The following is a 24,543-nucleotide window of genomic DNA, read 5'->3' on the forward strand; positions in this document are numbered from 1 at the left end:
GACAGTTTTTTGAATTCTTCCTGGGCATGTCGTTATCGAAAAACCGGTTTTCACTTCTTCGCAACATGCCTGAGCCCTACAAGAGCGTGCCCGACAAAATAACCAGCGCAACGCTGAAATAGATCACAAGCCCCGTCACATCGACCAGTGTGGCGACGAAAGGCGCCGATGCGCTGGCCGGATCGAATCCGAGCCTTTGCAATATGAAGGGCAGCATGGACCCGGTCAGCGAACCGAACGTCACGATACAAACCAGCGCCATGCCGACGGTTGCCGCCACCAGAATCCAGTGTTCGCCATAGTCGTAGATGCCGAGCGTCTGCCATATGGCAATGCGTATGATGCCGATGATGCCGAGGAAACTGCCGAGCGCCAGTCCCGTTGGCAATTCGCGCAGGGCGACACGCCACCAGTCCTTGAGCTTGATTTCCTGCAGGGCAAGCGCGCGGATAATCAGCGACGTTGCCTGCGAGCCGGAATTACCGCCCGAAGACATGATGAGCGGGATGAACAATGTCAGCACGAGTGCCTTTTCAAGCTCCAGCTCGAAATGCTGCATCGCACTTGCAGTCAGCATTTCGCCGAGGAAAAGGATACCGAGCCAGCCGGCACGCTTTTTCAGCATCTCGCCGAATCCGATGCGCATATAAGGCCTGTCCAGCGCCTCCATACCGCCAAAACGGTAGGCATCCTCGCTTGCCTCTTCCGTCATGGCGTCGAGCACGTCATCAACAGTCACGATGCCGATGATGTGGCGGCTCTCGTCCACCACGGGCACAGCCAGAAGGTCGTGCTTTCGGAACAGCCGAGCCACTTCCTCGCGGCTCGCCAGCGGCGAGATGGTGATCGGCTCTTCGTCGCGAGCAATCGACAGGATCGGCTCGTCGGGCTGGCGGATGATGAGGCGGCGCAAGCTGACCACGCCCAACAGAACGCGGCTGACCGGATCGACGACATAGATGGCATAAACCGTTTCGCGCGTGCGTTCGACCTTGCGGATATGCTCCAGCGTCTGGCCAACGTTCCAGTTGGAAGGCACAGCGATGAATTCGATGGTCATGAGCGAACCTGCCGTATTCGGCGGATAGCCCATCAGTTTCTTCAGCGCAATCTTGGTCTCAGGCGCGAGAATGGGAAACAGGCGCGCACGGTCGTCGTCTTCCAGTTCCTGAAAAACGTCTGTTGCACGGTCCGCCGACATGCCGTCGAGCAAGAGACTTGCGAGGCCGGGAGGGAGGGTCGCGATGATTTCGGTTGCACGATGCAGTTCCGGCTGGTCGAGCAGGCGGATGGCATCTTCGTGCGAAAGCTGTGCGATGACGGCGACTGCATCATCGGCATCGAGTTCGTTAACGAGTTCGACTGCGTCGCCGGTACGCATGTCCGCAATGCGGCTTGCGATGGCAGCAGCAGGGAGGTCGGCAACATCAAGTACTTCCGGGAAGAAGTTGTTGTCGGTCATGGGCTTGCCTTTCTGTCGATCCGCCGTCGAAGGCAGACCGTGCAAGCCGACCGCAAGCGATCAGATCACGAACTGCCTTGACGGCTGAAACAATCGACTGTGACTGTCGCTTGGCATAAGAGAATAAAACTCCGGTTGAAATTGCTGCCGCAGAGAATTCGGCTGCGAGCGTGATGTGCGCTGGGTCGCCAACAAAGTCAACCCCCGCAAGACGATGTCGAACGCTTTTTCGTCAAGCCATCAGACTGCATGCGGCAAGCGCCGCCACAGCAGAAAGGAACCGGTGGCGATGAACCCCATGGTGGGGATGAGCGTTGCGAAAGCGACCAGCGGATCACCCATCAAGGCGGCGATGGCTCCCCCGACGAGACCGCCCCCCATCTGGAAAAAACCCATCAACGCCGAAGCGGCACCCGCCATGCCGGGAAATGGAGCCATGCCTGCCGATGTCATCACGGGCATGACCAGTGCAATCCCGAAAGCAAAGAACGCCATCGGCGCCATGACGAGAAGATAAGACGGTTCAAAAGAGCTCAGCAAGACGATGATGCCGATGCTGGCAACCACAATCGCCAGATAGCCCGCCATGGCGAGCTGTCGCGGATTGTAGAAGGTCATCAGACGGCGAAACAGCAATCCACCGGCAAGATAGCTGCCTGTCTGCAACAGAAGGCCCACGCCGAAATGCGTGGCCGACATTCCGATCCGCCCCATCAGAATGAAAGGCAGAATGGTTGCAGCCGTATAGAGCGCTCCCGTAGTGCCACCCACACCCAGACTCGCATAAACGAAATGACGGCTCGTCAGCAAGGTTCCGTAAGAACGAACCAGCTCGCGCGGACGGATACGGCTGAGGTCGCGCGCCACCGTTTCCTTGATGACGAACAGCGCCATCAAGACGACCAGCAATCCAAGGATCACCATCACCACGAAAATGGCATGCCAGCCAAAGAACTCCATGGTGAAGCCGCCGAGCGTTGGTGAAATCGCAGGGCCAATGGCGATTACGATGCCGATAAGATTCATCACGCGCGCCGAGGCTTCATGGGTGAAAAGATCACGCACGATGGCACGCGAAACCGTAACGCCAACGGCAGAACCCACACCTTGCAGAAAGCGTGCGGCCAGCAGAACCTCTATCGATGCTGAAAACAGCGCCAGGATGCTGGCGACCAGATAAATGCCCATGAACGCGATGGTGATGGGCCTGCGCCCAAAACCATCGGATAGCGGGCCGCAGACGAGCTGGGCAAAACAGAACCCGGCGAAGTAGATCGAGAGTGTGAGCTTGACCAGCGCGTCCGTCGTACCGAAGGCATGAACAATCTCGGTCATGGCAGGTGTGTAAAGCGACATCGACATCGGGCCGATGGCGGCGAGCAATCCACCCACGATACCGACGCGCAGCTCGCTCATCACCGGACGCTGGTTTTCCTGTTCCGGGCGATGCTGCGACTGGACGTTCATGGATTGTGATGCTCGAATTGCGACCGCCAAGGGCCTGCGAGGAAAATATAGCCCGCGATATTGGCGATCCGCGCGCAGGCAATCCTTATTCGCAGTCCGGAACAGGGTCAAGCAAACGCCACTTCTCGTTTTATTTGACTGAACAGACCCTTGCTCCACAGACAACTAAATCCTAAGTCTGGTTCACCTCGAATGCATCTGAACCGGAGTTTCATCATGTCCGACAAGACCGCCCACAATCACGCGCTGACTGAATGGAACGGACCGCTGGGCCTGCCGGATTTCACCGCTTTCACCGATGATGATTTTGCGTCTGCATTCGACGTCGCATTAGCTGCGGACTTCGCGGAAGTGGAATCCATCGCCAAGGCGACCGATGAGGCAACCATCGACAATACGCTCAAGGCCCTGCAGCTGACCGGCAAAGCGCTCGACCGCGTATCGGCTATTTTCTGGATGCGTGCCGGCGCACATAGCAATGACACGATCCAGGCTCTGGAACGCGAGATCGCGCCGAAAATGTCGCGTCACTATTCGCGCATTATGATGGACCCGGCGCTTTTCGCCCGCATCGACGCGCTTTATGAAAACCGCGATATGCTTGACCTCGACACCGAGACCAAACGCGTCCTTGAGAAGACATGGAAAGGTTTTGTCCGGTCGGGCGCGAAGCTCGACGAAGCGGGCAAGACGGAGCTTGCAGGCATCAATGAGAAGCTGGCCGGGCTTGGTGCACGCTTCGGCCAGAATGTCCTGAAGGATGAATCGAGCTGGGCCCTGTTCATCACCGATGAAGCTGATCTGGCTGGTCTTCCTGACTTCCTGAAAAACGCCATGCAGAGCGCCGCCGCGGAGCGCGGCAAACCGGATGCCTGGGCGGTTACGCTGTCGCGCTCGATTGTCGAGCCGTTCCTTTCCTTCTCGCAGAATCGCACCTTGCGCGAACAGGCGTTCAACGCCTGGGCAAAGCGCGGCGAGAATGGCGGCGAAAGCGACAATCGTGATATCGTGCGCGAGATGGTGGAACTGCGCGAACGCAAGGCACATCTGCTCGGCTATGCCAACTTTGCCGCCTACAAGCTCGACGACACCATGGCCAAGACGCCGAAGGCGGTTTTGGACCTGCTTGAGCCTGTCTGGGACAAGGCACGCGCCAAGGCCCACGAAGAAGAGGTCGAACTGGAGCGCCTGATCGTGGCCGACGGCGGCAATCACAAGGTCGCGCCATGGGACTGGCGCTTCTATGCCGAAAAACTGCGTGCCGAACGCTTCGCCTTTGATGAAGCGGAACTGAAGCCCTATCTTCAGCTCGAAAAGATCATCGAAGCCGCTTTCGACGTAGCAGGCCGCCTGTTCGGCATCCGCTTCGAGGAAAAGAAGGGAATCGCCGCGTGGCATCCCGACGTACGCGTGTTTCAGGTGTTCAACGCGGACGGCGGTGAACGCGGTCTTTTCCTCGGCGACTATTTCGCCCGCACCTCGAAGCGCTCGGGTGCCTGGATGAGTTCGCTACAATCGAGCCACAAGCTTGGTGATGGTCAGAAGCCGATCATCTACAACGTGATGAACTTTGCGAAGCCAAAGGCCGGTGAACCTGCCCTGCTCTCGCTGGACGACGCACGCACGCTGTTCCACGAGTTCGGCCACGCGCTGCATGGGATTCTGTCGGATGTGACCTGGCCCGCCGTTTCGGGCACTGCCGTTTCGCGCGATTTCGTGGAATTGCCATCACAGCTTTACGAACACTGGCTGACCGTCCCGGCCGTTCTCGAGAAATACGCCGTGCACTATCGCACCGGCGAAACGATGCCCAAGGCCTTGCTCGACAAGGTACTCTCAGCCCGCACTTTCAATGCAGGTTTCAACACCGTCGAGTTCACCTCATCGGCGCTCGTGGACATGGCGTTCCATACCGGCAAGGAAAAAATCGCTGATCCGCTCGCTTTCGAGGTAAAGACACTGGAAAAGCTATCCATGCCGGATGCGATCATCATGCGCCATCGCACACCGCATTTCACCCACGTCTTCTCCGGCGACGGTTATTCCGCTGGCTACTATTCCTACATGTGGTCGGAAGTTCTGGACGCTGACGCTTTCTCGGCATTCGAGGAAACCGGCGACGCGTTCAACCCGGAACTGGCAGCAAAGCTGAAGCAGCATATCTATGCCGCTGGCGGCAGCCGCGACCCGGAAGAACTTTACAAGGCCTTCCGCGGCAAGATGCCGACACCGGACGCGATGATTGAAAAGCGCGGACTGAACTAAAAGCATGTCTCCCGAAAGTGGAAACCGGTTTCGGGATAACGACATGCACCAAAGAAAAAGGTCGGTTTCCCGGCCTTTTTCAACTCTTGTGGGTCAGAATATTCACAAGCCGTCCATAGGGATCGCGCACGAAGAAGCGGCGTACGCCCCATTCCTCATCCGCCGGGCCGTATTCGATCGGAAATCCGGTAGCAATCGCGCGCTCCAGCACTGTATCGACGTCATCGACCTCAATGGAAAGATCGGGCACCGGAGTGCCCGACCCGCCTTCACTCATGATGCTGACCTGCACCAGCGCCTGCGCATCGGCAGCGTAGGTTACGATCCAGCCATGATCCATCACCACATCGAGACCCAGCACATCTCCGTAGAAACGCTTTGCCGCCGCAAGATCGGCGGCAGCTATATTGGCAACGATGCGGCGGACGGTCATCAGTATTCGCCGAGCTTGATGTCCGGCGTGTAATCGACGCCGTCGACTTCCTTTACCACCGGCTGGCCGCAATGCATGACGCCCGTAGCAGCGTTGAAGGCATAGGTAGGCGAACCATAAAGCTGCCAGCCCTTGTTGAGCGCTGCGGTGACGCGATGACAGAAAGCGGAATCGTCCGGGCCTGTGATGAAACGGTATAATTTCATGCTGTTACTTCCTCTGTTATAATTTGACGCCCGCCTTGGCGAGCACGCGCCCGGCCATTTCAAGATGCAAACGTTCGACCATCTGTCCATCAAGTGAGGCGACACCCTTGTCGACATTTTCAGGTCGGGCGAAAACTTCAACGACTGCGCGGGCATGCGCCACTTCGTCCTCGGTCGGCGAGAATGACCGGTTCGCCGCTTCGATCTGGCCCGGATGAATCAACGTCTTGCCGTCGAAACCCATGGCAGCACCTTGCGCGCATTCTGCCTCGAAGCCAACGTTATCACGAAAATCGTTGTAAACACCGTCGAGAACTGTGACCCCGCCCGCACGCGCCGCAAGAATGACCTGCATCAGCCATGGGATCAGATATGGCCGCCCCGGTTGCGGGCGCACACCGGTTTCCCGCGCAATATCGTTCGGCCCGACGACGAAACAGGCAAGACGCACTGCCGAACGGTGTCCGAGAACTGCAATTTCATCGGCATTGAGAATGCCACGCGCGGTCTCGATCATCGCCCAGACACCAACTGACGGATCGGCATCATGACGATCAAGCCGGTTGGCTGCGTCGATTATGTCCTGCGGGCGTTCGGCCTTGGGCAGAAGGATCGCATCGGCCCCCATCTTCGCTGCCGCCGCAACATCGTCCTTGCCCCACGGCGTTTCTGCCGTGTTGACCCGCACAATCCGCTCGAAACCGACCTTCGGATGGCTTGCGAAATGCGCTGCCAGCGCATCACGCGCAGCGACCTTTGCCTCTGGCGCGACGGAATCCTCCAGATCATAGATCACGCAATCCGCTGAGAGGGTCAGCGTTTTTTCCAGAGCGCGAGCATTGGCAGCAGGAACGAACAGGACGGAACGGTGGGGACGAACAACGGTTTTCATATCCCGATTTGTGCACGGAACCACGAAAAGGTGCAAGGTCTGAACGCCTTGGACAGGGGACTTGAAATCTGTATCATGACTGCTTATTTTCCGGCCTTCGGTTGAATGCACCGGCCGCCCGCAGCTTCCAAGCCACGGTAAAGCATTCTGACTACAACTCGTTCCTGTTCCGTTTGACGGCAGAAACGGCAACGCGGGCACCCGTTCATGAAAATGCCGCTCACAACCAGGAGCGAAAACAATGACCACAGCTATCATCGCTGGGACCAATAACGCTGACTTCAAGCATCAGGCCCGCCGTCTGCGGCAGGCTTTGAGCGAGGAAGGCATCACCATCAGCCACGGCAAGGCACTCGACCTTGTGGCTCGCCAATCCGGCACACGCGACTGGAACACACTTGCTGCCAATGGCAGCAAGGTGGAGATCACAGCCGTTGAGGAAGATACCGCGCCGTACCGTGTCGGGCAGCGTGTCACCGGCATGTTTCACACCACGCCGTTCGACGCGCGCATCATCGCTGTCGAGGAAACGATCAAGCCTGAACTGTGGCGTATCACGTTGCAGTTCGATCCGGCCATTGATGTGGCCGTTTCGCCCAATCTCTCGATGCGGCGCAGGCGTTATACGATTGTTGTCGGCACCGACGGCAAATCCCGCCGGCTGACTGGCAGTGAGACCGGTGGCGTCGCTTTAGACGTTCAATAATTACGCAAACCGCGTCAACGACGCACGATCCGGAAAACTTGACGCGGTTTCCTGACAGGATTATGCGCATTGCCCGACAGATGAATTACCCGGCGCACTTTTGAGCGCGCCGGGTAATTCGCGAAACGGGTCGGGAGTTGCGACCTATTGGGCAGTTATGGCCTCAAACGTTGACTCTCGGTCAAGCTGATGTAAACCAGTTTGCAAATTGCAAATTCCCAACCGACAGGTTCAGGACATGGATAAGTTCACCAAGCTCACGGGCGTCGCCGCCCCCCTGCCCATCGTCAATGTCGATACGGATATGATCATTCCGAAGGACTATCTGAAGACGATCAAGCGCACGGGTCTGAGCAAGGGTCTTTTCGCCGAAATGCGCTTCAATGAAGACGGCACGGAAAACCCGGATTTTGTCCTGAACAAGCCCGGCTATCGCAACGCGCAGATTCTTGTTGCAGGCGACAATTTCGGCTGCGGCTCCTCGCGCGAGCATGCGCCATGGGCCCTGCTCGATTTCGGCATTCGCTGCGTGATCTCGACCTCGTTCGCCGACATCTTCTACAATAATTGCTTCAAGAACGGCATCCTGCCGATCAAGGTCACCCAAGAAGATCTGGACAAGCTGATGGACGACGCTTCGCGCGGCGCCAATGCTACGCTGACTGTCGATCTCGAAACCAAGGAAATTCACGGCCCCGATGGCGGCACCATTTCCTTCGATCTAGACGATTTCAAGCGCCACTGCCTGCTCAACGGCCTGGACGATATCGGCCTGACCATGGAAAAAGCCAAGAGCATCGACACTTTCGAGGCCAAGCGCGCCGAACAGCGTCCCTGGGCATAATGTCGGTATCTACTATATATACTCGACCAGAATGTCTGGTTGCAGGTCTGGCGGCCTGTGCAAGTGAATAGGACGCGATTGGCTGGAATGGCCCGAGAAGATCAAAGCGGCGACTGGGCGGGACGTCTCTCGCCCTCGCTGGACGAAATCGAATCCATTGCGATCGAAGCTCTTGCGCATCTGCCGCAGGAGTTTCGTGCGTTGTGCGGCGATATCATCATCCAGATCGCCGATTTCCCTGACGATCAGATCATCGAGGACATGGGGCTGGAAACGCCTTTCGACCTGCTCGGTCTTTTCGAAGGCCGCGGCATCGGCGAGCGCTTCAGCTTGCAGACCGGCGAAGGCCCCAACCGCATCACGCTCTATCGTCGCGCCATCCTCGATTACTGGTCTGAAAATGAGGAAACGCTGGGCGACATTATCACCCATGTATTGATCCACGAGATCGGCCACCATTTCGGCCTGTCTGATGACGATATGGAAAATATCGAGGCGCAGGCGGAATAAAGAAGCTGCACAGTTGAGATGAATGCTTCTTGCTGGCGCTTGATCATACCGATGACATTTCTGGCATTTCCTCAAGGGATTCTATCTGCTCTAACTCACTTTCAAGGCCGTGCCCGCTACTGAGACAAAAGCGTTTTTGCACGGTCTTCAGTCTTGCCGATATCCGTCTGCTTCTATCGCGCTGAACCCGTTTGAGAAATGAGCACCATGAAACTCTTCAAAGGTCTTTCTGCCTTTCCGCTCACACCAATCGACGCCGCAGGCAAACTTATGGAGGACGCGCTCGGCGGTTTACTTGAACGTATACAGGAGGCGGGAGCGGATTCGATCGGCCTTCTGGGAAGCACAGGCAGCTATGCCTTTCTTACACGCGAGCAGCGACTTCATACACTCAAGACTGCCGTCAAATGCATCGACGGCAGAACGCCGATCATCGTCGGCGTCGGCGCGTTGCGGACGGATGACACGCAGGCGCTGGCGCGGGATGCTGCAGATGCAGGCGCTGACGGACTGTTGCTGGCACCTGTTTCCTACACTCCGCTCACGCAGGAAGAGGTTTTCCAGCACTTCAAGGCCGTTGCTGCGACGACTGATCTTCCCCTTTGCGTATACAACAATCCCGGTACGACAAAGTTCATCTTCAGCGACGAACTGATTGCGCGGCTTGCCAATGTGAAGAACATCGGCGCGATCAAGATGCCCCTGCCTGCAAATGGCGATTACGTGGGCGCAATATCAAAGCTGCGTGCGGAAGCACCGTCAAGCTTTGCCGTCGGCTATAGCGGCGACTGGGGTGCAGCAGATGCGCTGCTGGCTGGTGCTGATGCCTGGTACAGCGTGGTTGCAGGTATTCTCCCGGCACCAGCCTTGGCGTTGACTCGTGCAGCTCAAAGCGGAAACAAGGCTGACGCAGAACGCATCAATGCGGCTTTCGCGCCGCTCTGGGATCTGTTCAAAACCCACAGCAGCTTCCGTGTAATGTATGTCATCGCCGACCTTCTTGGCCTGGCAAGAATCGCGCCGCCACGCCCGATCCTGCCATTGGGAACCGAGGTGTACGGGCAGGTCGAGAAAGCGCTCGAGCACCTGACGGTTGAAATGACTTCCCGATAAAATTCGCTGAACAGTATAAGATAAAGGCGCCCATCAGGGCGCCTTTTGCATTTCTTGATTAAGCCACGCTCAGACGGACATCGATGTTGCCCCGCGTTGCATGCGAATATGGGCAAACGATATGCGCGGCCTGAACCAGCTCGTCTGCCTTCGCCTTGTCCACGCCCGGCAACGCGACTTCCAACGCGACATCGAGCCCGAAACCTGTGCCGTCTTCACGCGGACCGATACCGACTGTCGCGGTCACCGTGCTGTCTGCGGAAATGGCAACTTTTTCCTTGGCGGCAACGAATTTCAACGCACCGAGGAAGCAGGCGGCATAACCGGACGCGAAAAGCTGTTCCGGATTGGTGCCCTCACCGCCCGAACCACCGAGTTCCTTCGGCGTATCGAGAACGACGCTGAGCCGACCGTCGGCAGTCTTGGCACTGCCAGTGCGGCCGCCGGTTGCTGCCGATTGCGTAGTGTACAGAATTGGCATTTGAGTTTCTCCTTTGGCTTATCTTCGCGATCAAACTTGCAGATTACTAAATTGTGCGCAATCTAATTTTGCAAAATACAAAATCACAATTATGTGACGCGCAACCCAATTGCGCATGATGTATATAGTTGCCAAGGAGTTATCTCGATGAAGCGCGACGATCAGCAATCCAGTCTCGGTCTTTCCAACATGGTCTGCTTTGCCATCTATTCGACCGCAAATGCGCTGACACGCGCCTATCAGCCGATCCTCAGTAAGCTCGACCTCACCTATCCGCAGTTTCTGGTAATGATCGTGCTCTGGGAACAAGATGACCGGACGGTTTCGGAGATCGGCGCCAAACTCAATCTGGATTCGGGCACGTTAACCCCGCTGCTGAAACGTCTCGAAGTTGCCGGACGCATCATACGTCGGCGCGACCCGCAGGATGAGCGACAGGTTCGCATCACATTGACCGATGAAGGACGGGCCTTGCGCAAGGAAGCCGAAAGCATCCCCGAACAGGTGTTCTGCGCACTTGGTCAGCCCATTGATGAGCTACAAGATTTACGCGCCCGATTGCTCGATATACGCGGCAATCTCGCAGAGAGCATTTCCCGCTAACAAAAAAGCGCCGGTCTCCCGGCGCTTTTCATTATCGTTATTGAATACAACAGATCAGGCAGCAAGTGCCTTCGGCTTGATGAGGCCGCGTGCGACCAGCAATTCAGCGATCTGGATCGTGTTGAGAGCGGCGCCCTTGCGCAGATTGTCGGAAACAACCCACAGTGCCAGACCGTTTTCAACCGTGATGTCTTCGCGAATACGGCTGATATAGGTCGCATCTTCGCCAGCAGATTCATAAGGGGTGATGTAGCCACCATCTTCATGCTTGTCGACAACCTGGCAACCCGGCGCTTCACGCAGGATTTCACGGGCTTCTTCAGCCGAAATCGGGTTTTCAAACTCGATATTGACGGCTTCCGAGTGACCGATGAAGACAGGAACGCGAACAGCAGTTGCCGTGAGCTTGATCTTTGGATCAAGCATCTTCTTGGTTTCGGCCACCATCTTCCATTCTTCCTTGGTATAGCCATCTTCCATGAAAACATCGATATGTGGAATCACGTTGAAGGCAATACGCTTGGTGAACTTCTGAGCCGTGACCGGATCTGCCACGAAAACCGCACGCGACTGCTGGAAAAGCTCGTCCATACCTTCCTTGCCGGCGCCCGAAACCGACTGGTAGGTCGAGACCACAACGCGCTTGATCTTGGCCGCATCGTGCAGAGGCTTCAAAGCCACGACGAGCTGTGCGGTCGAGCAATTCGGGTTTGCAATGATGTTCTTCTTGCGGAAGCCTTCGATCGCGTCAGGGTTCACTTCTGGAACGATAAGCGGCACGTCCATATCATAGCGCCACGCAGAAGAGTTATCGATAACAACGCATCCCTGCGCACCGATCTTTGGCGACCATTCCTTGGAAATGTTTCCACCTGCGGACATAAGGCAGATATCGGTATCGGAGAAATCATACTGATCGAGCGGCTTAACTTTCAGCGTCTTGTCGCCATAGGACACTTCCGTGCCCTGGCTGCGACGCGATGCAAGCGCAACAACTTCATCAGCCGGGAAGCCGCGTTCTTCGAGGATATTGAGCATTTCGCGCCCGACATTTCCGGTGGCGCCGACAACTGCAACCTTGAAACCCATTTTTCGTCTCCTGTCCCTCTCCGCTTCCAGATCCGGAACCCCGCAGGCCACGCGGGACTTCCGCCCCGGGCCAGACCCGGGGAGAGGGCGAGCAGGCCAAGGGAATCAGACCGTTTTCGTGGTCGTTTTTGTGATGGCCGTGAGTGTTTTGGAAATCGAAGGCATGCGCGCTGCCCCGGCAAAAATGCCGGCAGTTCCAAGCGAAACTGACGCTACGTTGACGCGATCCACGCGGGTTCTCCTTCGTTCGCCACTGCTTTTACGCGGTTTATAGATGGAGTCAATTCTCCAATCCTTCAAGGAGCGCATTTTTTGGCGCTTTATTAAATTTCCCTAGTATTTCAAGCCGTCAGTTCTGTCTCATACTAAAGACTACTGCACGAATCCCCTTTTTCGGTTCATCATGCAAGTGTGAGGAGAGCGCCCGGACAGTTGAGAGGAACTGTGCCCGGCGCATCAGGCGAACTTCATTTACCCGGTGAAGAAGGATCGCCTTACATTTGCCCGTCAGGGGCTCTGTTTGGGAGGACAGATTAATGGCAGTCTCGTCAAGTGCCGATGTCGGCACGCAGAAAATGACGAGCGAAGAACGCAAGGTCATCTTTGCGTCATCGCTTGGCACCGTCTTCGAATGGTACGATTTCTATCTCTATGGAACGCTTGCAGCCTTCATCGGCGCAACCTTCTTCAATGAGTATCCTGAAGCAACCCGAAATATCTTCGTTCTGCTGGCCTTCGCGGCAGGCTTTCTCGTGCGTCCGTTCGGCGCCCTCGTCTTCGGACGCATCGGCGATCTTGTCGGCCGTAAATACACGTTCCTTGTCACCATCGTCATCATGGGCGCCTCCACGTTCCTCGTGGGTGTCCTGCCCGGCTCAGCTACACTTGGCATTTTCGCCCCGATCATCCTGATCGCTCTGCGTATGCTGCAGGGTCTGGCACTTGGCGGTGAATATGGCGGTGCAGCAACCTATGTCGCGGAACATGCTCCGAACAATCGTCGCGGTTTCTTCACGTCATGGATCCAGACCACCGCAACGCTGGGCCTGTTCCTGTCGCTGCTGATCGTCCTTGGCATTCAGGCTATGATGAGCAAGGAAGCCTTCGCTGCCTGGGGCTGGCGCATTCCGTTCCTCGTCTCCATCGTTCTGCTCGGAATTTCCGTGTGGATCCGCATGCAGATGAGCGAGTCGCCAGCATTCAAGCGCATGAAGGAAGAAGGCAAGACCTCCAAGGCTCCGCTTTCAGAAGCATTCGGCCAGTGGAAGAACGCCAAGATCGCGCTCATTGCATTGTTCGGCCTTACTGCCGGTCAGGCTGTCGTTTGGTATTGCGGTCAGTTCTATGCCCTGTTCTTCCTGCAGAACGTTCTGAAGGTCGAAAACCAGTCGGCCAACATCATGGTGGCTATTGCGCTTCTGCTCGGCACCGGTGGTTTCGTGTTCTTCGGCTGGCTGTCGGACAAGATCGGTCGCAAGCCCATCATCATGGCAGGCCTTCTGCTCGCTGCCGTGACCTACTTCCCGCTGTTCAAAGCACTGACCGGTGCTGCGAACCCAGCTCTGGCTCAGGCTGAACAGACCGTCAAGGCAACCGTCACGGCTGCACCTGGCGACTGTAACTTCCAGTTCAATGCCACGGGCACGTCCAAGTTCACCACGTCTTGCGATGTCGCGACAAGCTTCCTCGCCAAGAGCTCGGTGCCTTATGAAATCGTGCAGACGGCAGCAGCAGGCACACCGGCAACCATTACGCTCGGCGACAGCACGATTACGTCTTACGACGCAGTTCAGGCTGGAGCAGGCGCCGCAGCCAAGCAGTCGGCACTGTCTCACGACGTGAACCTTGCCTTGCAGAAGGCTGGTTTCCCGCTCGTTCGTGACACTGCAAAAGTGCCGGACAGCAAGCTCGATGCATTTGTCGCTGCCAATCCGGAACTTCAACTCAATGCAGAAGCTATCCGTGGTGGAGACAAGACCATGGCTCCAGCTGCCGATCTGGTGAAGCAGAAGCTTCTCACCCAGACCGAAGCTGACGGCCTTGGTGTCAGCACAGACCAGGCGGTCTACGCCATCCCGAATGCAGGCGCATTCAAGATGGTTGCCGACCCCACGCAAGTGAACTGGGTCCTGACGATCGCCATCCTGACCATCCTCGTCATCTACGTGACGATGGTGTACGGCCCGATCGCCGCGATCCTCGTCGAGATGTTCCCGACCCGCATCCGTTATACCGGCATGTCGCTGCCATATCACATCGGCAACGGCTGGTTTGGCGGGCTGCTTCCGGCTGGCGTGTTCGCACTCAGCGCTGCCAAGGGCGACATTTATTACGGCCTCTGGTACCCGATTATCATCGCCTCCGTCACCTTTGTGATCGGCATGATCTTCGTCAAGGAAACCAAGGGCGTCGACCTGCACGAGCTCGACTAGTCCTTGTCAACTGAACAACACAGAACGCCGCCCGATGGGCGGCGTTTTTGTATTCGTCTGGCATTCTATCGCCGATATTGCGCTTCAATTTCGATCAGTTTCTGCTTGCGCCACAGGCCACCGCCATAGCCGGTCAATGATCCGTCTGCGCCGATCACACGATGGCAGGGAATGATAACGGCAATCTGGTTCGCGCCATTGGCCCGCCCCACAGCACGCACGGCGAGCGGCTTTTCCATGGCCTGCGCAAGTTCACTGTAGCTGCGTGTCTCCCCTGCCCTTATATTCTGAAGCTCGCGCCAGACATGCTGCGTAAAAGCGCTGCCATGCAGCACCAGCGGCAAATCGAATGCCGGCAAGCGTCCGTCGAAGAAGGCTACAAGCTGCCGCTCGACGAGATCATGCGTCTCGAAACGGCCAATCCCCAGATTACCGTGACAAGTGGCATAAAGCTTCTTCAGCTCCGCTGGCAGCGCCTTGCGATCGACAAACTCAAGAAGATGCAGACTTCGCGCATCACAGATTGCGATCATCGTGCCAAGCGGCGACTTGATCCAATCGGCACGCAACAGGCCATCACCACGTAATTTTGCGGGTGGAAGCCCGAGAATGCGCGCAAAGGCGGTGCGAAAAGCTTCGGGAGATTCAAAACCGGCATCGATCTGTGCATCGATCACTCGCCCGCCATCGGCAAGCACCTGAAACCCGTGTCGCAAGCGTTCCTGCCGCGCCATTTCCAGGAATGTCATCCCAAAATGACGCCGGAAACTGCGGCGAACCGTCGACAGATCAAGCCCCATCCGGACAACATCATCCTCATTCCAGCGGCGTTCGGGATCAGCCTCAAGCGCATCGAGAAGCTTCTTGACGGAAGGTTCAGCCTCGGCAGCAGGCTGTAGCGGATGGCATCTTTTGCAAGGCCGAAAACCGTCGGCCATGCATTCTGCAACCGATGCAAAGAAGCGGCAGTTCTCCTGTTTCGGTTTCCGCGCCGGACAGGTCAGGCGGCAGAAAATTCCGGTCGAGGTAACGCCGACATAAGCCCTGCCCTCGTAAGCGGCATCGCGGGCGACAAGTGCATCGTAGAGTTTGTTTTGGTCTGGGAGCGTGAACAACATGCCGCTATTCTTAAGCAGCGCAGTTTGAATTTACAGCCTCAAATCAGGCATCTATTCAAAAAAGAAAAAGCCCGTCACGCTGACTGCATGACGGGCTTTCATCAAATAATGCTATCTCGCTTACTCAGCGGAAAGCTTCGAGAACTTGTCGAGAATGGCATCGCCCATTTCGACGGTACCGATCTTGGTCTTGCCTTCAGACCAGATGTCAGCCGTGCGCAGACCGTCATCGAGAACCTGCGCAATTGCTGCTTCCAGACGATCCGCCTCGGTAACGAGGTTGAACGAATAACGCAGGCACATGGCAAGCGAAGCAATCATTGCAATCGGATTGGCGACACCTTTGCCAGCAATGTCTGGCGCAGAGCCATGAACCGGCTCGTAAAGCGCCTTGCGTTTGCCGGTCAAAGCATCGGCTGCGCCGAGCGAAGCAGATGGCAGCATGCCGAGAGAACCAGTCAGCATTGCGGCAACATCCGACAGCATGTCGCCGAACAGATTGTCCGTTACAATAACGTCAAACTGCTTCGGCCAGCGTACGAGCTGCATGCCGCCAGCGTCGGCCAGCATATGCTCCAGCTCCACATCAGCATGCTTGTCCTTGTGACGCGCGGTGACGACCTGATTCCACAGGACACCCGACTTCATCACATTGCGTTTCTCCATCGACGTAACCTTGTTGCGGCGCGTGCGCGCCAGCTCGAAGGCGACATCGGCGATGCGCTCGATTTCGTAGGTGTCGTAGACCTGCGTATCAATACCGCGCTTCTGGCCATTGCCGAGATCGATGATTTCCTTCGGTTCGCCAAAGTAAACACCGCCGGTCAATTCACGCAGGATGAGGATATCCAGACCTTCGATCACTTCAGGCTTCAGCGACGAAGAATGAGCCAGCGCAGGGTAGCAAATGGCCGGACGCAGATTTGCGTAAAGCTGCATATCCTTGCGCAGGCGCAGAAGACCAGCTTCCGGACGCACTTCATAAGGCACGCTGTCCCACTTCGGACCGCCGACAGCGCCAAAAAGCACAGCATCGGCAGCCAGAGCCTTCTCCATGTCAGCATCGGAAATCGCCTGACCATGCGCGTCATAAGCCGAGCCGCCAACCAGACCTTCTTCGGTTTCGAAACCAAGATTGAGTCCCGAGTTGAGGAAAGCGATAATCTTGCGGACTTCCGCCATCGCCTCTGGACCGATGCCGTCGCCGGGCAGGAGAAGGAGTTTTCTGGATGCCATAATGCCAAGCCTCTGTTTTTTACCGCATATTTCAGAAAACGGAGGCCCGTTTCCCAACAATATTGCGCTCAAATTCACAACAGCCGCGAACAGCGTGACGCCGTCCGTTACTGTCCTTTTCAAGTTCCGCGAGGGTTATAGAGCCCCGTTGTCCGACAAGCAATAATGCGCGTGGCTGAAACTTATGAAAAAGATAGAGGCTTGTGCAGAAATTATATAACAGCCATTAAAGTGGAAGCAGTTCGACGTTTCAGGCTTCCAGCGGCTGGTGAAATGACCGTAATGATCAATCCGTCAAACTGCGCGCTTCTGACGGCAACATGATGGGAATTCCGCCGCGAACAGGATAGGCAAGCTTTGCCTTGCGCGAGATCAGCTCGCCATGTTCCGCATCATACTCCAGCGGCCCCTTGGTGAGCGGACATACGAGGAGTTCCAGAAGGCGCACATCGATATTGCCAGTTTCCGTCTTGTCGTCCATTGCATCATTCCTGAAGTTTACTGCAGCCGCGAACCGAAATCATCGTCCTTCACTCTGGCCAATACCATTTCGGTGATGGCAATCAAAGTTGCTGCACGCGTCTTCAAATCAGGGGCCTCCAGAAGGGCCTGTTTTTCAGCCGGACCGAAAGGTGACATGATGGAAAGCGCATTGACCAGAGTTTCATTGTTCGCGCGCGCAATACTGTCCCAGTCCGCTTCCAGATTGTGCGCTTCCAGATAATCACGGAAAGCACCCAGCAAAGCATCCCGGTCGATATCGGACGAATCCCGCGCCTCCTCCAGATCGGCCAGAAACGGCATGATGCGGCATTGCCGATAAGGCTGACGGCAATTGACTTCCTCACGCACGCGAAAACGGCAGATGCCCTGCAGGGTAATCAGCAAGCGACCGTCGCCAGTCTCGGCAAAGGTCGTGATGCGACCAAGACAACCGACATTGCTCAATTGAGGACGAAGGCTCTCATCCAGTTCATCCATCGTTTCGTCGTCGTCACCTTCGATCTTCGGCTGGATCATGCCTATTATACGCTTGCCCGCCAAAGCATTCTCGATCATCGCAAGATAGCGGGGTTCGAAAATATTGAGCGGAAGCTGGCCGCCGGGCAGAAGCAGCGCCCCTTTCAACGGGAAAACCGGTACAGTCTCCGGTATATCGGCGCCCGTTCTGTAACGGGCATTGCCCACCTGCATTGCAACCTCCCTTTAGGGCTTACCGAATGTGTGGCCCTAACAGTTGGATTTCGCATGGCGCGCAAAGCAAAATTTGCCGCCATGCTCCCGACCTGTCGCGATCAAGAAAAGAGAAGAGACGACAGTTTGCGCCGTGCACCGAGCGTCGCCGGATCGGCATTCCCCCAAGCCTCAAAAAACTGGAGCAGTTGCTTGCGCGCTCCATCTTCATTCCACTCACGGTCGGCCTTCATGATGAAAAGCAATTCATTGGCTGCATCTTCACGCCGCCCCTGCGCATTTCGCACCTGTGCAAGGTCAAACCGAGCCTGATAATCCTTTGGATCAGCCTGAATTCGCTTCTCAAGTTCAATCGGATCACCGATGAGTTTGACCTGATCAGCCAGTGCAAGACGCGCTTCAAGCGCACGAACGGCAGGCGCACTTTGCTGTTCAGCCGGTAGCTGGGCCAGAATTTCTCGCGCCTTTTCTGCATCGCCGGATTCAAGAAGGCAGGTTGCAAGACCGACAACCGCATCGATATTATCCGGGACCGCATGAAGGATAGAAGAGAAAATCTCCGATGCCTGAACGAAATCACCGGCTTCCATCAGTTCGTTTGCGGCAGTGATTGCCTCGGCAAGTGCTGCTTCCGCATCGCTTGGACCACCGATCTTGGCGATGAATTCTTTCACCTTCGATTCCGGTACAGCCCCCATGAAACCGTCAACCGGCTGACCGTTGACGAAAGCGATGACCGCAGGAATGGATTGAATACCGAGCTGGCCTGCGATGGCCGGATGTTCGTCGATGTTCATCTTGACCAGCTTGACGGCACCGGCTGCATCGCGGACCGCCTTCTCGATGATCGGGGTCAGCTGCTTGCAAGGTCCGCACCACGGCGCCCAGAAATCCACCAGCACCGGCTGATTGCGGGATTCAGTGATTACATCGGCCTGAAAACTTGCCGTCGTCGTGTCCTTGACAAGATCCGCTCCTCCAGCAGCCGCTGGCGCCGAACCGAAAGAGACATTCGCCGTCATCTGGCCACCTGCACCGGCATAAGGATTGTTCTGGCTGGTCATAAGGAATTCCTTCGTAATTTCCGAGCGATGCGACGGTCCGCATGCAAGCCGGTGTCGATCTTTCAGTTCGTATCTTCGACGGCCAATTTCAAGTCGACTGGTCTAGCAAATTGCGCAGTAATCTAGTGCTCCTGCTTCCTACTTCAATCGCTAATTCATACCTGGAAAAGATCGTCTGGTTCGAAAATCAGTTTATACCGAAGCGTCTGCCTTCGCATCCTCGGAAACGGCAAGAACACGCGGTTCGTGGCCGGTGGACTTCAGGAAGGCAACAAGGTCTTCACGTTTAATCGAAGTCGTTGCTTCATTGGTCAACGGGTGTCCATTGATGACTTCATACTTCATCAAACTGGCATCCAGAACGACCTGTACATTGCGCGCGGTATCGTTGGCCGCACCAAACACGGTGACCGAGCCGGGGATCACACCGAGATATTCCATCAATTTTTCCGGCTTGCCGAATGAAACACGGCTTGCCGCGCCTATCACGTGATGAATCGACTTCAGGTCAACAACGGCATCCTCCTCGACTGTAACCAGAAAGAAATTGTCTTTCTTGTCTTTCAGGAAGAGATTCTTCGTATGGCCGCCTGGAATTTCGCCCCGCAGGCTTTGGGAATCGGTAACCGTGAACAAGGGGGGGTGTTCGACCGTTTTCACTTCGATACCGAGTTTATGAAGATAGTCGTGAAGCTCGCTCGGCGACAAAGGCATGATTCCACCCATTCTGTTCGGCATTGGAAATGTTGCGCATGTCACCACGCTCCTCAGTTTCGACGACATGCATCAGCGCTTATAGACCATGGCTGCAGGCTTAGAAACCATGCAAAACAAATTGGGTTATCCGCGCGAAACGCCGCAACCTGACTCGCATCCCTGTCACCCGATTCCGTTATCGGTGGAGGCGCGTTCTTCTTGTTTTGCAAAAAAATCACAGCCTGAATCGTGGTTCGCTATCCAGAAAATATAACATTTACAGTCAGTTATTATTTAATCGGCAGCTAATCTCGTTGAAACGACATTTTCGTGCAATTTCCCTGTTGCAATCTCCGAAGCGTTAGTTCATATAGCGCCTGCCTGACGGAAACGACTGGCGCGAGCGGGTGTAGCTCAGGGGTAGAGCACAACCTTGCCAAGGTTGGGGTCGAGGGTTCGAATCCCTTCGCCCGCTCCAGTTTTCCGATCAGATAAGCAACAAAATCCCGGCTTTGTCCGGGATTTTTGCTTTTCAGGCGTTTTTTCCTCAGCAAAGAGCCGCAGTTCGCCAGCGCAGCTATCGCAGGATGTGAGCTCAGCCGACTTGAGATCGGCAGCCGGCTGAGCCTTTGGCTTGCGGATATCCGATGCCGTTCACGTCACCACTTTTTCTTCATAAGCTTTTCTAACCCCTGGCACACAGAGACAGACAGGCACGATCAACACGGCGATAAGCAGCATCGCCACGAACGTTGCGTGCAGCGCGTGTTGAAGGGCCAGCCGAAGCTGCTGCTGGTCAATCAACATCTCCGCACCATTAAGCAGGTCCCGAAGTTGTTCTGACGTAATCGCCTCACCATGATTGGCGTTCGCAAGACCGTAGGTCAGCACCGCCCCCAGAATGGCCGCTCCGAGCGTACTGCCCAAATTGCGTGAGAAGACGTTCGATGCCGTGGCGCTGCCGCGCTCCGACCAACTCACGCTGTCCTGTGTCAGGATCAGCGCGCCAATGTTGAGCAACCCCATGCCGAATCCCATAATCAAAGAACCAGCTCCGGCCTGCGTAGCTGAACTTGCGGGGGTAAGCATGACAAGCAGAACCGTCCCAATCGGAATGCAAATGCTTCCGGCAATCATAATTGGACGCAAACCGAAACGCGTAAACTGTCGCGAAGCAATCGTTGCTCCACATGGCCAACCGAGCAGCAACATGGTCAGGGCGAAGCCCGCAACCACCGGCGAGCGGTCGAGAACTGTCTGCACATACATCGGCAGGAATGTCGTCAGCCCCATGATCGACATGCTGGCCAGAAAAACCGCCAGATTGGAGAATGCGATCGGCCGCTTCAGCCAAAGGTCGGGCGCGACCATGGGCTCCTTGGTGCGGCGCTCCTGCCAGATGAAGGCAATCAGCGAAAGTCCGAAGAGAATGAACGCCAGAATTCCCTCCAGCGAAACCCTACTCTCCATCAAGGTGAGAGCAATCATCAGAGAGGAAATGGAGACGGCGAAAAGTGCCGCGCCAAGCACATCAACCGATACTGGCTTGGATCGCTTTTCCTCATGGAGAAACAGAAGAAAACCTGATGCCGCCAGAATCCCGACCGGCACGTTGATCCAGAATACCCATGCCCAGCTCAAATTGTGAATTATCAGGCTGCCAAGCAACGGACCGACAACGGCTGACAATGCCCAAACGCTGGCAAGATATCCCTGAACCTTGCTGCGCTGCGCGCCCGGAAAAAGATCCGCCACAACGGTCATGGCCGCAGGCTGGATCGCCCCAGCCCCAATGCCCTGCAATAGCCGAAAACCAATCATCGAAGGCATCGACCAAGCGAAGCCGGCTAGGACTGAAGCGACTAGGAACAGAACAATGCCAAAAACAAGAACCGGCTTGCGCCCGTAAATATCCGCGAGTTTGCCAAACACAACGGTCGTTGCTGTCTGAGTCAAAAGGAATGACGAGAAAACCCAGGAATACAGATTGAGCTGGCCCAGTTGCGCTGCGATCTGCGGCATTGCGGTCGACACAATCGTTGCCTCGACAGCGATCATGGCCATACTTGCCATGATCGCGGCGACAACAAGCCCGCGATGAGAGTGTTTTTCTGTCATGGATGGCTTTCAGATCAGAGCTGATCGTCGTTGGGGGGAAGAAGCCTCCTCGCTTCCGGCTAGTTTCTTAGACCTGCTCGACCACCATCGCAATAGCTTGCCCGCTCTGTGAATTCACATTGTTGCTATCTCACTTGAGTCGGTTAGTAATAAAGTTTGGCAAGCCCAATCGCTTCAGTTGCTTCTGGCGTACAGCCAAGGGCATTTCGTGTTCAGTTTGCATCAGTGCAATGCTCGCTCTGCTTGTTTTTACGCCCAATTTGTTTGAAAACCGCTTCGCACTTTTCGCGATGACTTCTAACCCCTTGGAGAATGACCATGACAAACAGCACGGCCCCCTATTTCCTGGAGGATACGGACGAAAGCGAGATTTCTTCCGATGTCGCAGGCATCGGCAATTTTCTGGTAACCACCCATATTCCCATCCGGGCAGATGGCTCCATGGAAACCGGCGACATAACGGCCCAAAGCGAATGCACGCTGAACAGCCTCAGAACATCGCTGGAGAAGGCCGGCAGCAGTCTGGCGAATGTCATTCACCTGACAATCTATCTGACGGACATCAACGAACGCCCTGCCTTCAATGAAGTTTACCTGCGCTTTTTCAAAAAGCCATTTCCGGTTCGTTGTGCCGTTGGCGTTGCAGGGCTCGCGTCCCCCGAGATGCGGGTTGAAGTCACAGCGATGGCGGTGCGCAATCAATAATCGGAAACACCGACGATCAGACGAACTCGTTCGCCATATCGGGATCCTTTCCCCATCGCCTTAGACACTTCCATGCCGCCATGTTTGCCTTTCCAGTTATCGAGTATTGCGTCTGCCACCCGTGCCTTCGGCAAACGTCGGCCGTCGTCTGACCTGCCTCCTGCTCCTTCAGAATCTCTGATGACCTGTTCTTCCGTGGACCGTGAACTCTTCATTTCATCTATCTCCTGATGTTAACGGACTCTACCAAAATCTGGAGGCAGTTCTGGGGCTCAGATCAGTGTGTTTTTTTGTCTCTTTTCTGGGAGGTTGGGAGTTTTGATGAGGGGTGCTGCCAACATAAAACCCCGGGGCATATGCCACGGGGTTTTATGTTTTGTTGCGGAGCCGGATTTGATCCGTTTGTCGGGGAACTGGTTCACGGGATCAATTCCTTGTCGTCGTCCCGCTTCGGCTTGTGATCCTGCTGGGGTGAGAGCAAAAAAAAATCGATCCAGAGGATCGATTTGCGGTCGAACGTGCCGCTCGATGCAGCTTGCACGAGCCGTACAGCTACGACCAGGATGGCATATGCATCAGAGCTTTTAGTGATTTAAGGGGATTTGGTTGCGGGGGCAGGATTTGAACCTGCGGCCTTCAGGTTATGAGCCTGACGAGCTACCGGGCTGCTCCACCCCGCGTTATGGGTGTTATATTGTAACCGGTTTTGGTATTTTTTTGCGTATATCGCTTAAATGATCTGTTTTGTATGGGATTTGAGAAGATGTTTTGATTTGTGTGCTTAGCAGACCTGGCAGCGACCTACTCTCCCGTGTCTTAAGACAAAGTACCATTGGCGCTGGAGCGTTTCACGGCCGAGTTCGGAATGGGATCGGGTGCAGCCGCTCCGCCATAACCACCAGGTCGGCGAAGAACACAAATTGAGAAGCTGGTTGTCTTTCGTGCTGATTGTAATGATATCAGTTTAAGAGCCTCGAAGCGTAAGCTTCGCAAGGCCGACTGGCCGTCGCCGATGTTTCGGCGTGCCGTCCGCAGGCTAGCCTGACGAAGTCAGGCGCTCAGCCGTAAGGACATAGTCTTAACTGATATCTATCGAACGTTGTTCGATGGATATTGTAAATGGGAGTGATCAAGTCGATCGAGCTATTAGTACCGGTAAGCTACATGCGTTGCCGCACTTCCACACCCGGCCTATCAACGTGGTAGTCTTCCACGGCTCTGATAGGGAATACTCGTTTTTAGGTGGGTTTCCCGCTTAGATGCCTTCAGCGGTTATCCCGTCCGTATATAGCTACCCTGCTATGCCGTTGGCACGACAACAGGTCCACCAGAGATACGTCCATCCCGGTCCTCTCGTACTAGGGACAGATCCTATCAATATTCCTACACCCACGGCAGATAGGGACCGAACTGTCTCACGACGTTCTGAACCCAACTCACGTACCGCTTTAAATGGCGAACAGCCATACCCTTGGGACCTGCTCCAGCCCCAGGATGCGATGAGTCGACATCGAGGTGCCAAACAACCCCGTCGATATGGACTCTTGGGGGTCATCAGCCTGTTATCCCCGGCGTACCTTTTATCCGTTGAGCGATGGCCCTTCCACGCGGGACCACCGGATCACTATGACCGACTTTCGTCTCTGCTCGACTTGTCAGTCTTGCAGTCAGGCAGGCTTATGCCATTGCACTCGACGAACGATTTCCGACCGTTCTGAGCCTACCATCGCGCGCCTCCGTTACTCTTTAGGAGGCGACCGCCCCAGTCAAACTACCCACCATACACGGTCCTGGACCCGGATAACGGGCCGCAGTTAGACATCCATATAGGCAAGGGTGGTATTTCAAGGATGACTCCACAATGGCTGGCGCCACTGCTTCAAAGTCTACCACCTATCCTACACATGCC

General features: G+C 55.7%; 23 protein-coding genes, 2 tRNA genes and 2 rRNA genes (1 of these 27 only partly in view). 9 read left to right on the top strand and 18 right to left on the bottom strand.

Features of this window, described 5'->3' with window-relative positions:
* Positions 1-76: 76 nt before the first annotated feature.
* Both mgtE and CQZ93_RS21935 read right to left on the bottom strand, forming a co-directional pair.
* Positions 77-1,462, bottom strand: a complete 1,386-nt coding sequence (gene mgtE / locus CQZ93_RS21925; protein ID WP_105544652.1) for a magnesium transporter — start codon at positions 1,460-1,462, stop codon at positions 77-79.
* Positions 1,463-1,702: 240 nt separating this feature from the next.
* Positions 1,703-2,929, bottom strand: a complete 1,227-nt coding sequence (locus CQZ93_RS21935) for a multidrug effflux MFS transporter (RefSeq protein WP_105544653.1) — start codon at positions 2,927-2,929, stop codon at positions 1,703-1,705.
* 216 nt (positions 2,930-3,145) lie between these two features.
* Here CQZ93_RS21935 and CQZ93_RS21940 point away from each other — a divergent pair, with 216 nt between their 5' ends.
* A complete protein-coding gene (locus tag CQZ93_RS21940; RefSeq protein WP_105544654.1) occupies positions 3,146-5,194 on the top strand; it encodes a M3 family metallopeptidase in 2,049 nt (682 codons plus the stop codon).
* A gap of 79 nt (positions 5,195-5,273) precedes the next feature.
* On the opposite strand, the gene CQZ93_RS21945 is transcribed toward CQZ93_RS21940, so the two are convergent.
* The 3 genes from CQZ93_RS21945 to CQZ93_RS21955 are packed head-to-tail and all read right to left on the bottom strand — an operon-like array spanning position 5,274 to position 6,725.
* Positions 5,274-5,627, bottom strand: a complete 354-nt coding sequence (locus tag CQZ93_RS21945) for a VOC family protein (protein ID WP_105544655.1) — start codon at positions 5,625-5,627, stop codon at positions 5,274-5,276.
* The gene (locus CQZ93_RS21950; RefSeq protein ID WP_002965766.1) at positions 5,627-5,833 is read right to left on the bottom strand and encodes a DUF1737 domain-containing protein; all 207 of its coding nucleotides are present in this window, start codon (positions 5,831-5,833) and stop codon (positions 5,627-5,629) included. Before CQZ93_RS21950 ends, CQZ93_RS21945 begins: the two co-directional genes overlap by 1 nt.
* Before the next feature lie 16 nt (positions 5,834-5,849).
* Positions 5,850-6,725 (bottom strand): HpcH/HpaI aldolase/citrate lyase family protein, encoded by an 876-nt coding sequence (locus CQZ93_RS21955; protein ID WP_105544656.1) that lies wholly within the window; start codon positions 6,723-6,725, stop codon positions 5,850-5,852.
* Between the two features lie 241 nt (positions 6,726-6,966).
* On the opposite strand from CQZ93_RS21955, the gene CQZ93_RS21960 reads away from it, so the two are divergent.
* The 4 genes from CQZ93_RS21960 (at position 6,967) to CQZ93_RS21975 (ending at position 9,898) form a co-directional block, all read left to right on the top strand.
* On the top strand, positions 6,967-7,431 hold the full coding sequence (locus tag CQZ93_RS21960; protein WP_105544657.1) for a glyoxalase superfamily protein: 465 nt from the start codon (positions 6,967-6,969) through the stop codon (positions 7,429-7,431).
* Positions 7,432-7,669: 238 nt separating this feature from the next.
* Positions 7,670-8,275 (top strand): 3-isopropylmalate dehydratase small subunit, encoded by a 606-nt coding sequence (gene leuD, locus CQZ93_RS21965; protein WP_105544658.1) that lies wholly within the window; start codon positions 7,670-7,672, stop codon positions 8,273-8,275.
* An 87-nt stretch (positions 8,276-8,362) separates the two neighbouring features.
* Complete coding sequence (locus tag CQZ93_RS21970; RefSeq protein ID WP_105544659.1) at positions 8,363-8,785, top strand: metallopeptidase family protein; 423 nt, start codon at positions 8,363-8,365, stop codon at positions 8,783-8,785.
* 198 nt (positions 8,786-8,983) lie between these two features.
* Positions 8,984-9,898: a dihydrodipicolinate synthase family protein gene (locus CQZ93_RS21975; protein ID WP_181153447.1), complete on the top strand. Its 915-nt coding sequence runs from the start codon at positions 8,984-8,986 to the stop codon at positions 9,896-9,898.
* 58 nt (positions 9,899-9,956) lie between these two features.
* Here the strand turns inward: CQZ93_RS21975 and CQZ93_RS21980 are convergent, their stop codons facing one another.
* Complete coding sequence (locus CQZ93_RS21980) at positions 9,957-10,379, bottom strand: organic hydroperoxide resistance protein (protein WP_105544661.1); 423 nt, start codon at positions 10,377-10,379, stop codon at positions 9,957-9,959.
* Positions 10,380-10,526: 147 nt separating this feature from the next.
* Between CQZ93_RS21980 and ohrR the strand changes: the two genes are divergently transcribed.
* The gene (ohrR, locus tag CQZ93_RS21985; RefSeq protein WP_105544662.1) at positions 10,527-10,982 is read left to right on the top strand and encodes a transcriptional regulator OhrR; all 456 of its coding nucleotides are present in this window, start codon (positions 10,527-10,529) and stop codon (positions 10,980-10,982) included.
* A 54-nt stretch (positions 10,983-11,036) separates the two neighbouring features.
* On the opposite strand, the gene CQZ93_RS21990 is transcribed toward ohrR, so the two are convergent.
* Positions 11,037-12,071: an aspartate-semialdehyde dehydrogenase gene (locus CQZ93_RS21990; RefSeq protein WP_105544663.1), complete on the bottom strand. Its 1,035-nt coding sequence runs from the start codon at positions 12,069-12,071 to the stop codon at positions 11,037-11,039.
* Positions 12,072-12,607: 536 nt separating this feature from the next.
* Here CQZ93_RS21990 and CQZ93_RS21995 point away from each other — a divergent pair.
* The gene (locus CQZ93_RS21995) at positions 12,608-14,503 is read left to right on the top strand and encodes an MFS transporter (RefSeq protein WP_105544664.1); all 1,896 of its coding nucleotides are present in this window, start codon (positions 12,608-12,610) and stop codon (positions 14,501-14,503) included.
* Positions 14,504-14,568: 65 nt separating this feature from the next.
* Here CQZ93_RS21995 and CQZ93_RS22000 read toward each other — a convergent pair whose 3' ends face one another.
* The 6 genes from CQZ93_RS22000 to CQZ93_RS22025 all read right to left on the bottom strand — a co-directional run bounded on the left by CQZ93_RS22000 (position 14,569) and on the right by CQZ93_RS22025 (position 19,829).
* Positions 14,569-15,621, bottom strand: coding sequence for a bifunctional transcriptional activator/DNA repair enzyme AdaA (locus CQZ93_RS22000; protein WP_105544665.1), 1,053 nt, complete (start codon positions 15,619-15,621; stop codon positions 14,569-14,571).
* Between the two features lie 120 nt (positions 15,622-15,741).
* Entirely contained in the window at positions 15,742-16,857 is a 1,116-nt protein-coding gene (gene leuB / locus CQZ93_RS22005) for a 3-isopropylmalate dehydrogenase (RefSeq protein ID WP_105544666.1), read from the bottom strand.
* A gap of 286 nt (positions 16,858-17,143) precedes the next feature.
* Positions 17,144-17,338: a Trm112 family protein gene (locus tag CQZ93_RS22010; RefSeq protein ID WP_105544667.1), complete on the bottom strand. Its 195-nt coding sequence runs from the start codon at positions 17,336-17,338 to the stop codon at positions 17,144-17,146.
* Between the two features lie 17 nt (positions 17,339-17,355).
* A complete protein-coding gene (locus CQZ93_RS22015) occupies positions 17,356-18,051 on the bottom strand; it encodes an LON peptidase substrate-binding domain-containing protein (RefSeq protein ID WP_105544668.1) in 696 nt (231 codons plus the stop codon).
* A gap of 101 nt (positions 18,052-18,152) precedes the next feature.
* Positions 18,153-19,115 (bottom strand): thioredoxin, encoded by a 963-nt coding sequence (gene trxA, locus CQZ93_RS22020; protein WP_105544669.1) that lies wholly within the window; start codon positions 19,113-19,115, stop codon positions 18,153-18,155.
* A gap of 192 nt (positions 19,116-19,307) precedes the next feature.
* Complete coding sequence (locus tag CQZ93_RS22025; protein ID WP_105544670.1) at positions 19,308-19,829, bottom strand: prolyl-tRNA synthetase associated domain-containing protein; 522 nt, start codon at positions 19,827-19,829, stop codon at positions 19,308-19,310.
* A gap of 385 nt (positions 19,830-20,214) precedes the next feature.
* Between CQZ93_RS22025 and CQZ93_RS22030 the strand changes: the two genes are divergently transcribed.
* Positions 20,215-20,289, top strand: a tRNA-Gly gene (locus CQZ93_RS22030).
* 176 nt (positions 20,290-20,465) lie between these two features.
* On the opposite strand, the gene CQZ93_RS22035 is transcribed toward CQZ93_RS22030, so the two are convergent.
* Entirely contained in the window at positions 20,466-21,929 is a 1,464-nt protein-coding gene (locus tag CQZ93_RS22035; RefSeq protein ID WP_105544671.1) for an MDR family MFS transporter, read from the bottom strand.
* Positions 21,930-22,247: 318 nt separating this feature from the next.
* Between CQZ93_RS22035 and CQZ93_RS22040 the strand changes: the two genes are divergently transcribed.
* Complete coding sequence (locus CQZ93_RS22040) at positions 22,248-22,634, top strand: RidA family protein (RefSeq protein ID WP_105544672.1); 387 nt, start codon at positions 22,248-22,250, stop codon at positions 22,632-22,634.
* Here CQZ93_RS22040 and CQZ93_RS22045 read toward each other — a convergent pair.
* From CQZ93_RS22045 to CQZ93_RS22060, 4 genes are all read right to left on the bottom strand, one after another.
* Complete coding sequence (locus tag CQZ93_RS22045; protein WP_105544673.1) at positions 22,628-22,849, bottom strand: hypothetical protein; 222 nt, start codon at positions 22,847-22,849, stop codon at positions 22,628-22,630. The two genes, CQZ93_RS22040 and CQZ93_RS22045, sit on opposite strands and share 7 nt — an antisense overlap.
* Before the next feature lie 388 nt (positions 22,850-23,237).
* Positions 23,238-23,314, bottom strand: a tRNA-Met gene (locus tag CQZ93_RS22050).
* 108 nt (positions 23,315-23,422) lie between these two features.
* Positions 23,423-23,537, bottom strand: a 5S ribosomal RNA gene (gene rrf, locus CQZ93_RS22055).
* A 222-nt stretch (positions 23,538-23,759) separates the two neighbouring features.
* A 23S ribosomal RNA gene (locus CQZ93_RS22060) occupies positions 23,760-24,543 on the bottom strand (it continues 2,121 nt past the right edge of the window).

Source organism: Ochrobactrum vermis, from assembly GCF_002975205.1.
Taxonomy (GTDB): domain Bacteria; phylum Pseudomonadota; class Alphaproteobacteria; order Rhizobiales; family Rhizobiaceae; genus Brucella; species Brucella vermis.

Coding starts and splice junctions, on each gene's coding strand:
- mgtE (WP_105544652.1), bottom strand. CDS start 1,462: ATGACCGACAACAACTTCTTCCCGGAAGTACTTGATGTTGCCGACCTC.
- CQZ93_RS21935 (WP_105544653.1), bottom strand. CDS start 2,929: ATGAACGTCCAGTCGCAGCATCGCCCGGAACAGGAAAACCAGCGTCCG.
- CQZ93_RS21940 (WP_105544654.1), top strand. CDS start 3,146: ATGTCCGACAAGACCGCCCACAATCACGCGCTGACTGAATGGAACGGA.
- CQZ93_RS21945 (WP_105544655.1), bottom strand. CDS start 5,627: ATGACCGTCCGCCGCATCGTTGCCAATATAGCTGCCGCCGATCTTGCG.
- CQZ93_RS21950 (WP_002965766.1), bottom strand. CDS start 5,833: ATGAAATTATACCGTTTCATCACAGGCCCGGACGATTCCGCTTTCTGT.
- CQZ93_RS21955 (WP_105544656.1), bottom strand. CDS start 6,725: ATGAAAACCGTTGTTCGTCCCCACCGTTCCGTCCTGTTCGTTCCTGCT.
- CQZ93_RS21960 (WP_105544657.1), top strand. CDS start 6,967: ATGACCACAGCTATCATCGCTGGGACCAATAACGCTGACTTCAAGCAT.
- leuD (WP_105544658.1), top strand. CDS start 7,670: ATGGATAAGTTCACCAAGCTCACGGGCGTCGCCGCCCCCCTGCCCATC.
- CQZ93_RS21970 (WP_105544659.1), top strand. CDS start 8,363: ATGGCCCGAGAAGATCAAAGCGGCGACTGGGCGGGACGTCTCTCGCCC.
- CQZ93_RS21975 (WP_181153447.1), top strand. CDS start 8,984: ATGAGCACCATGAAACTCTTCAAAGGTCTTTCTGCCTTTCCGCTCACA.
- CQZ93_RS21980 (WP_105544661.1), bottom strand. CDS start 10,379: ATGCCAATTCTGTACACTACGCAATCGGCAGCAACCGGCGGCCGCACT.
- ohrR (WP_105544662.1), top strand. CDS start 10,527: ATGAAGCGCGACGATCAGCAATCCAGTCTCGGTCTTTCCAACATGGTC.
- CQZ93_RS21990 (WP_105544663.1), bottom strand. CDS start 12,071: ATGGGTTTCAAGGTTGCAGTTGTCGGCGCCACCGGAAATGTCGGGCGC.
- CQZ93_RS21995 (WP_105544664.1), top strand. CDS start 12,608: ATGGCAGTCTCGTCAAGTGCCGATGTCGGCACGCAGAAAATGACGAGC.
- CQZ93_RS22000 (WP_105544665.1), bottom strand. CDS start 15,621: ATGTTGTTCACGCTCCCAGACCAAAACAAACTCTACGATGCACTTGTC.
- leuB (WP_105544666.1), bottom strand. CDS start 16,857: ATGGCATCCAGAAAACTCCTTCTCCTGCCCGGCGACGGCATCGGTCCA.
- CQZ93_RS22010 (WP_105544667.1), bottom strand. CDS start 17,338: ATGGACGACAAGACGGAAACTGGCAATATCGATGTGCGCCTTCTGGAA.
- CQZ93_RS22015 (WP_105544668.1), bottom strand. CDS start 18,051: ATGCAGGTGGGCAATGCCCGTTACAGAACGGGCGCCGATATACCGGAG.
- trxA (WP_105544669.1), bottom strand. CDS start 19,115: ATGACCAGCCAGAACAATCCTTATGCCGGTGCAGGTGGCCAGATGACG.
- CQZ93_RS22025 (WP_105544670.1), bottom strand. CDS start 19,829: ATGCCTTTGTCGCCGAGCGAGCTTCACGACTATCTTCATAAACTCGGT.
- CQZ93_RS22035 (WP_105544671.1), bottom strand. CDS start 21,929: ATGACAGAAAAACACTCTCATCGCGGGCTTGTTGTCGCCGCGATCATG.
- CQZ93_RS22040 (WP_105544672.1), top strand. CDS start 22,248: ATGACAAACAGCACGGCCCCCTATTTCCTGGAGGATACGGACGAAAGC.
- CQZ93_RS22045 (WP_105544673.1), bottom strand. CDS start 22,849: ATGAAGAGTTCACGGTCCACGGAAGAACAGGTCATCAGAGATTCTGAA.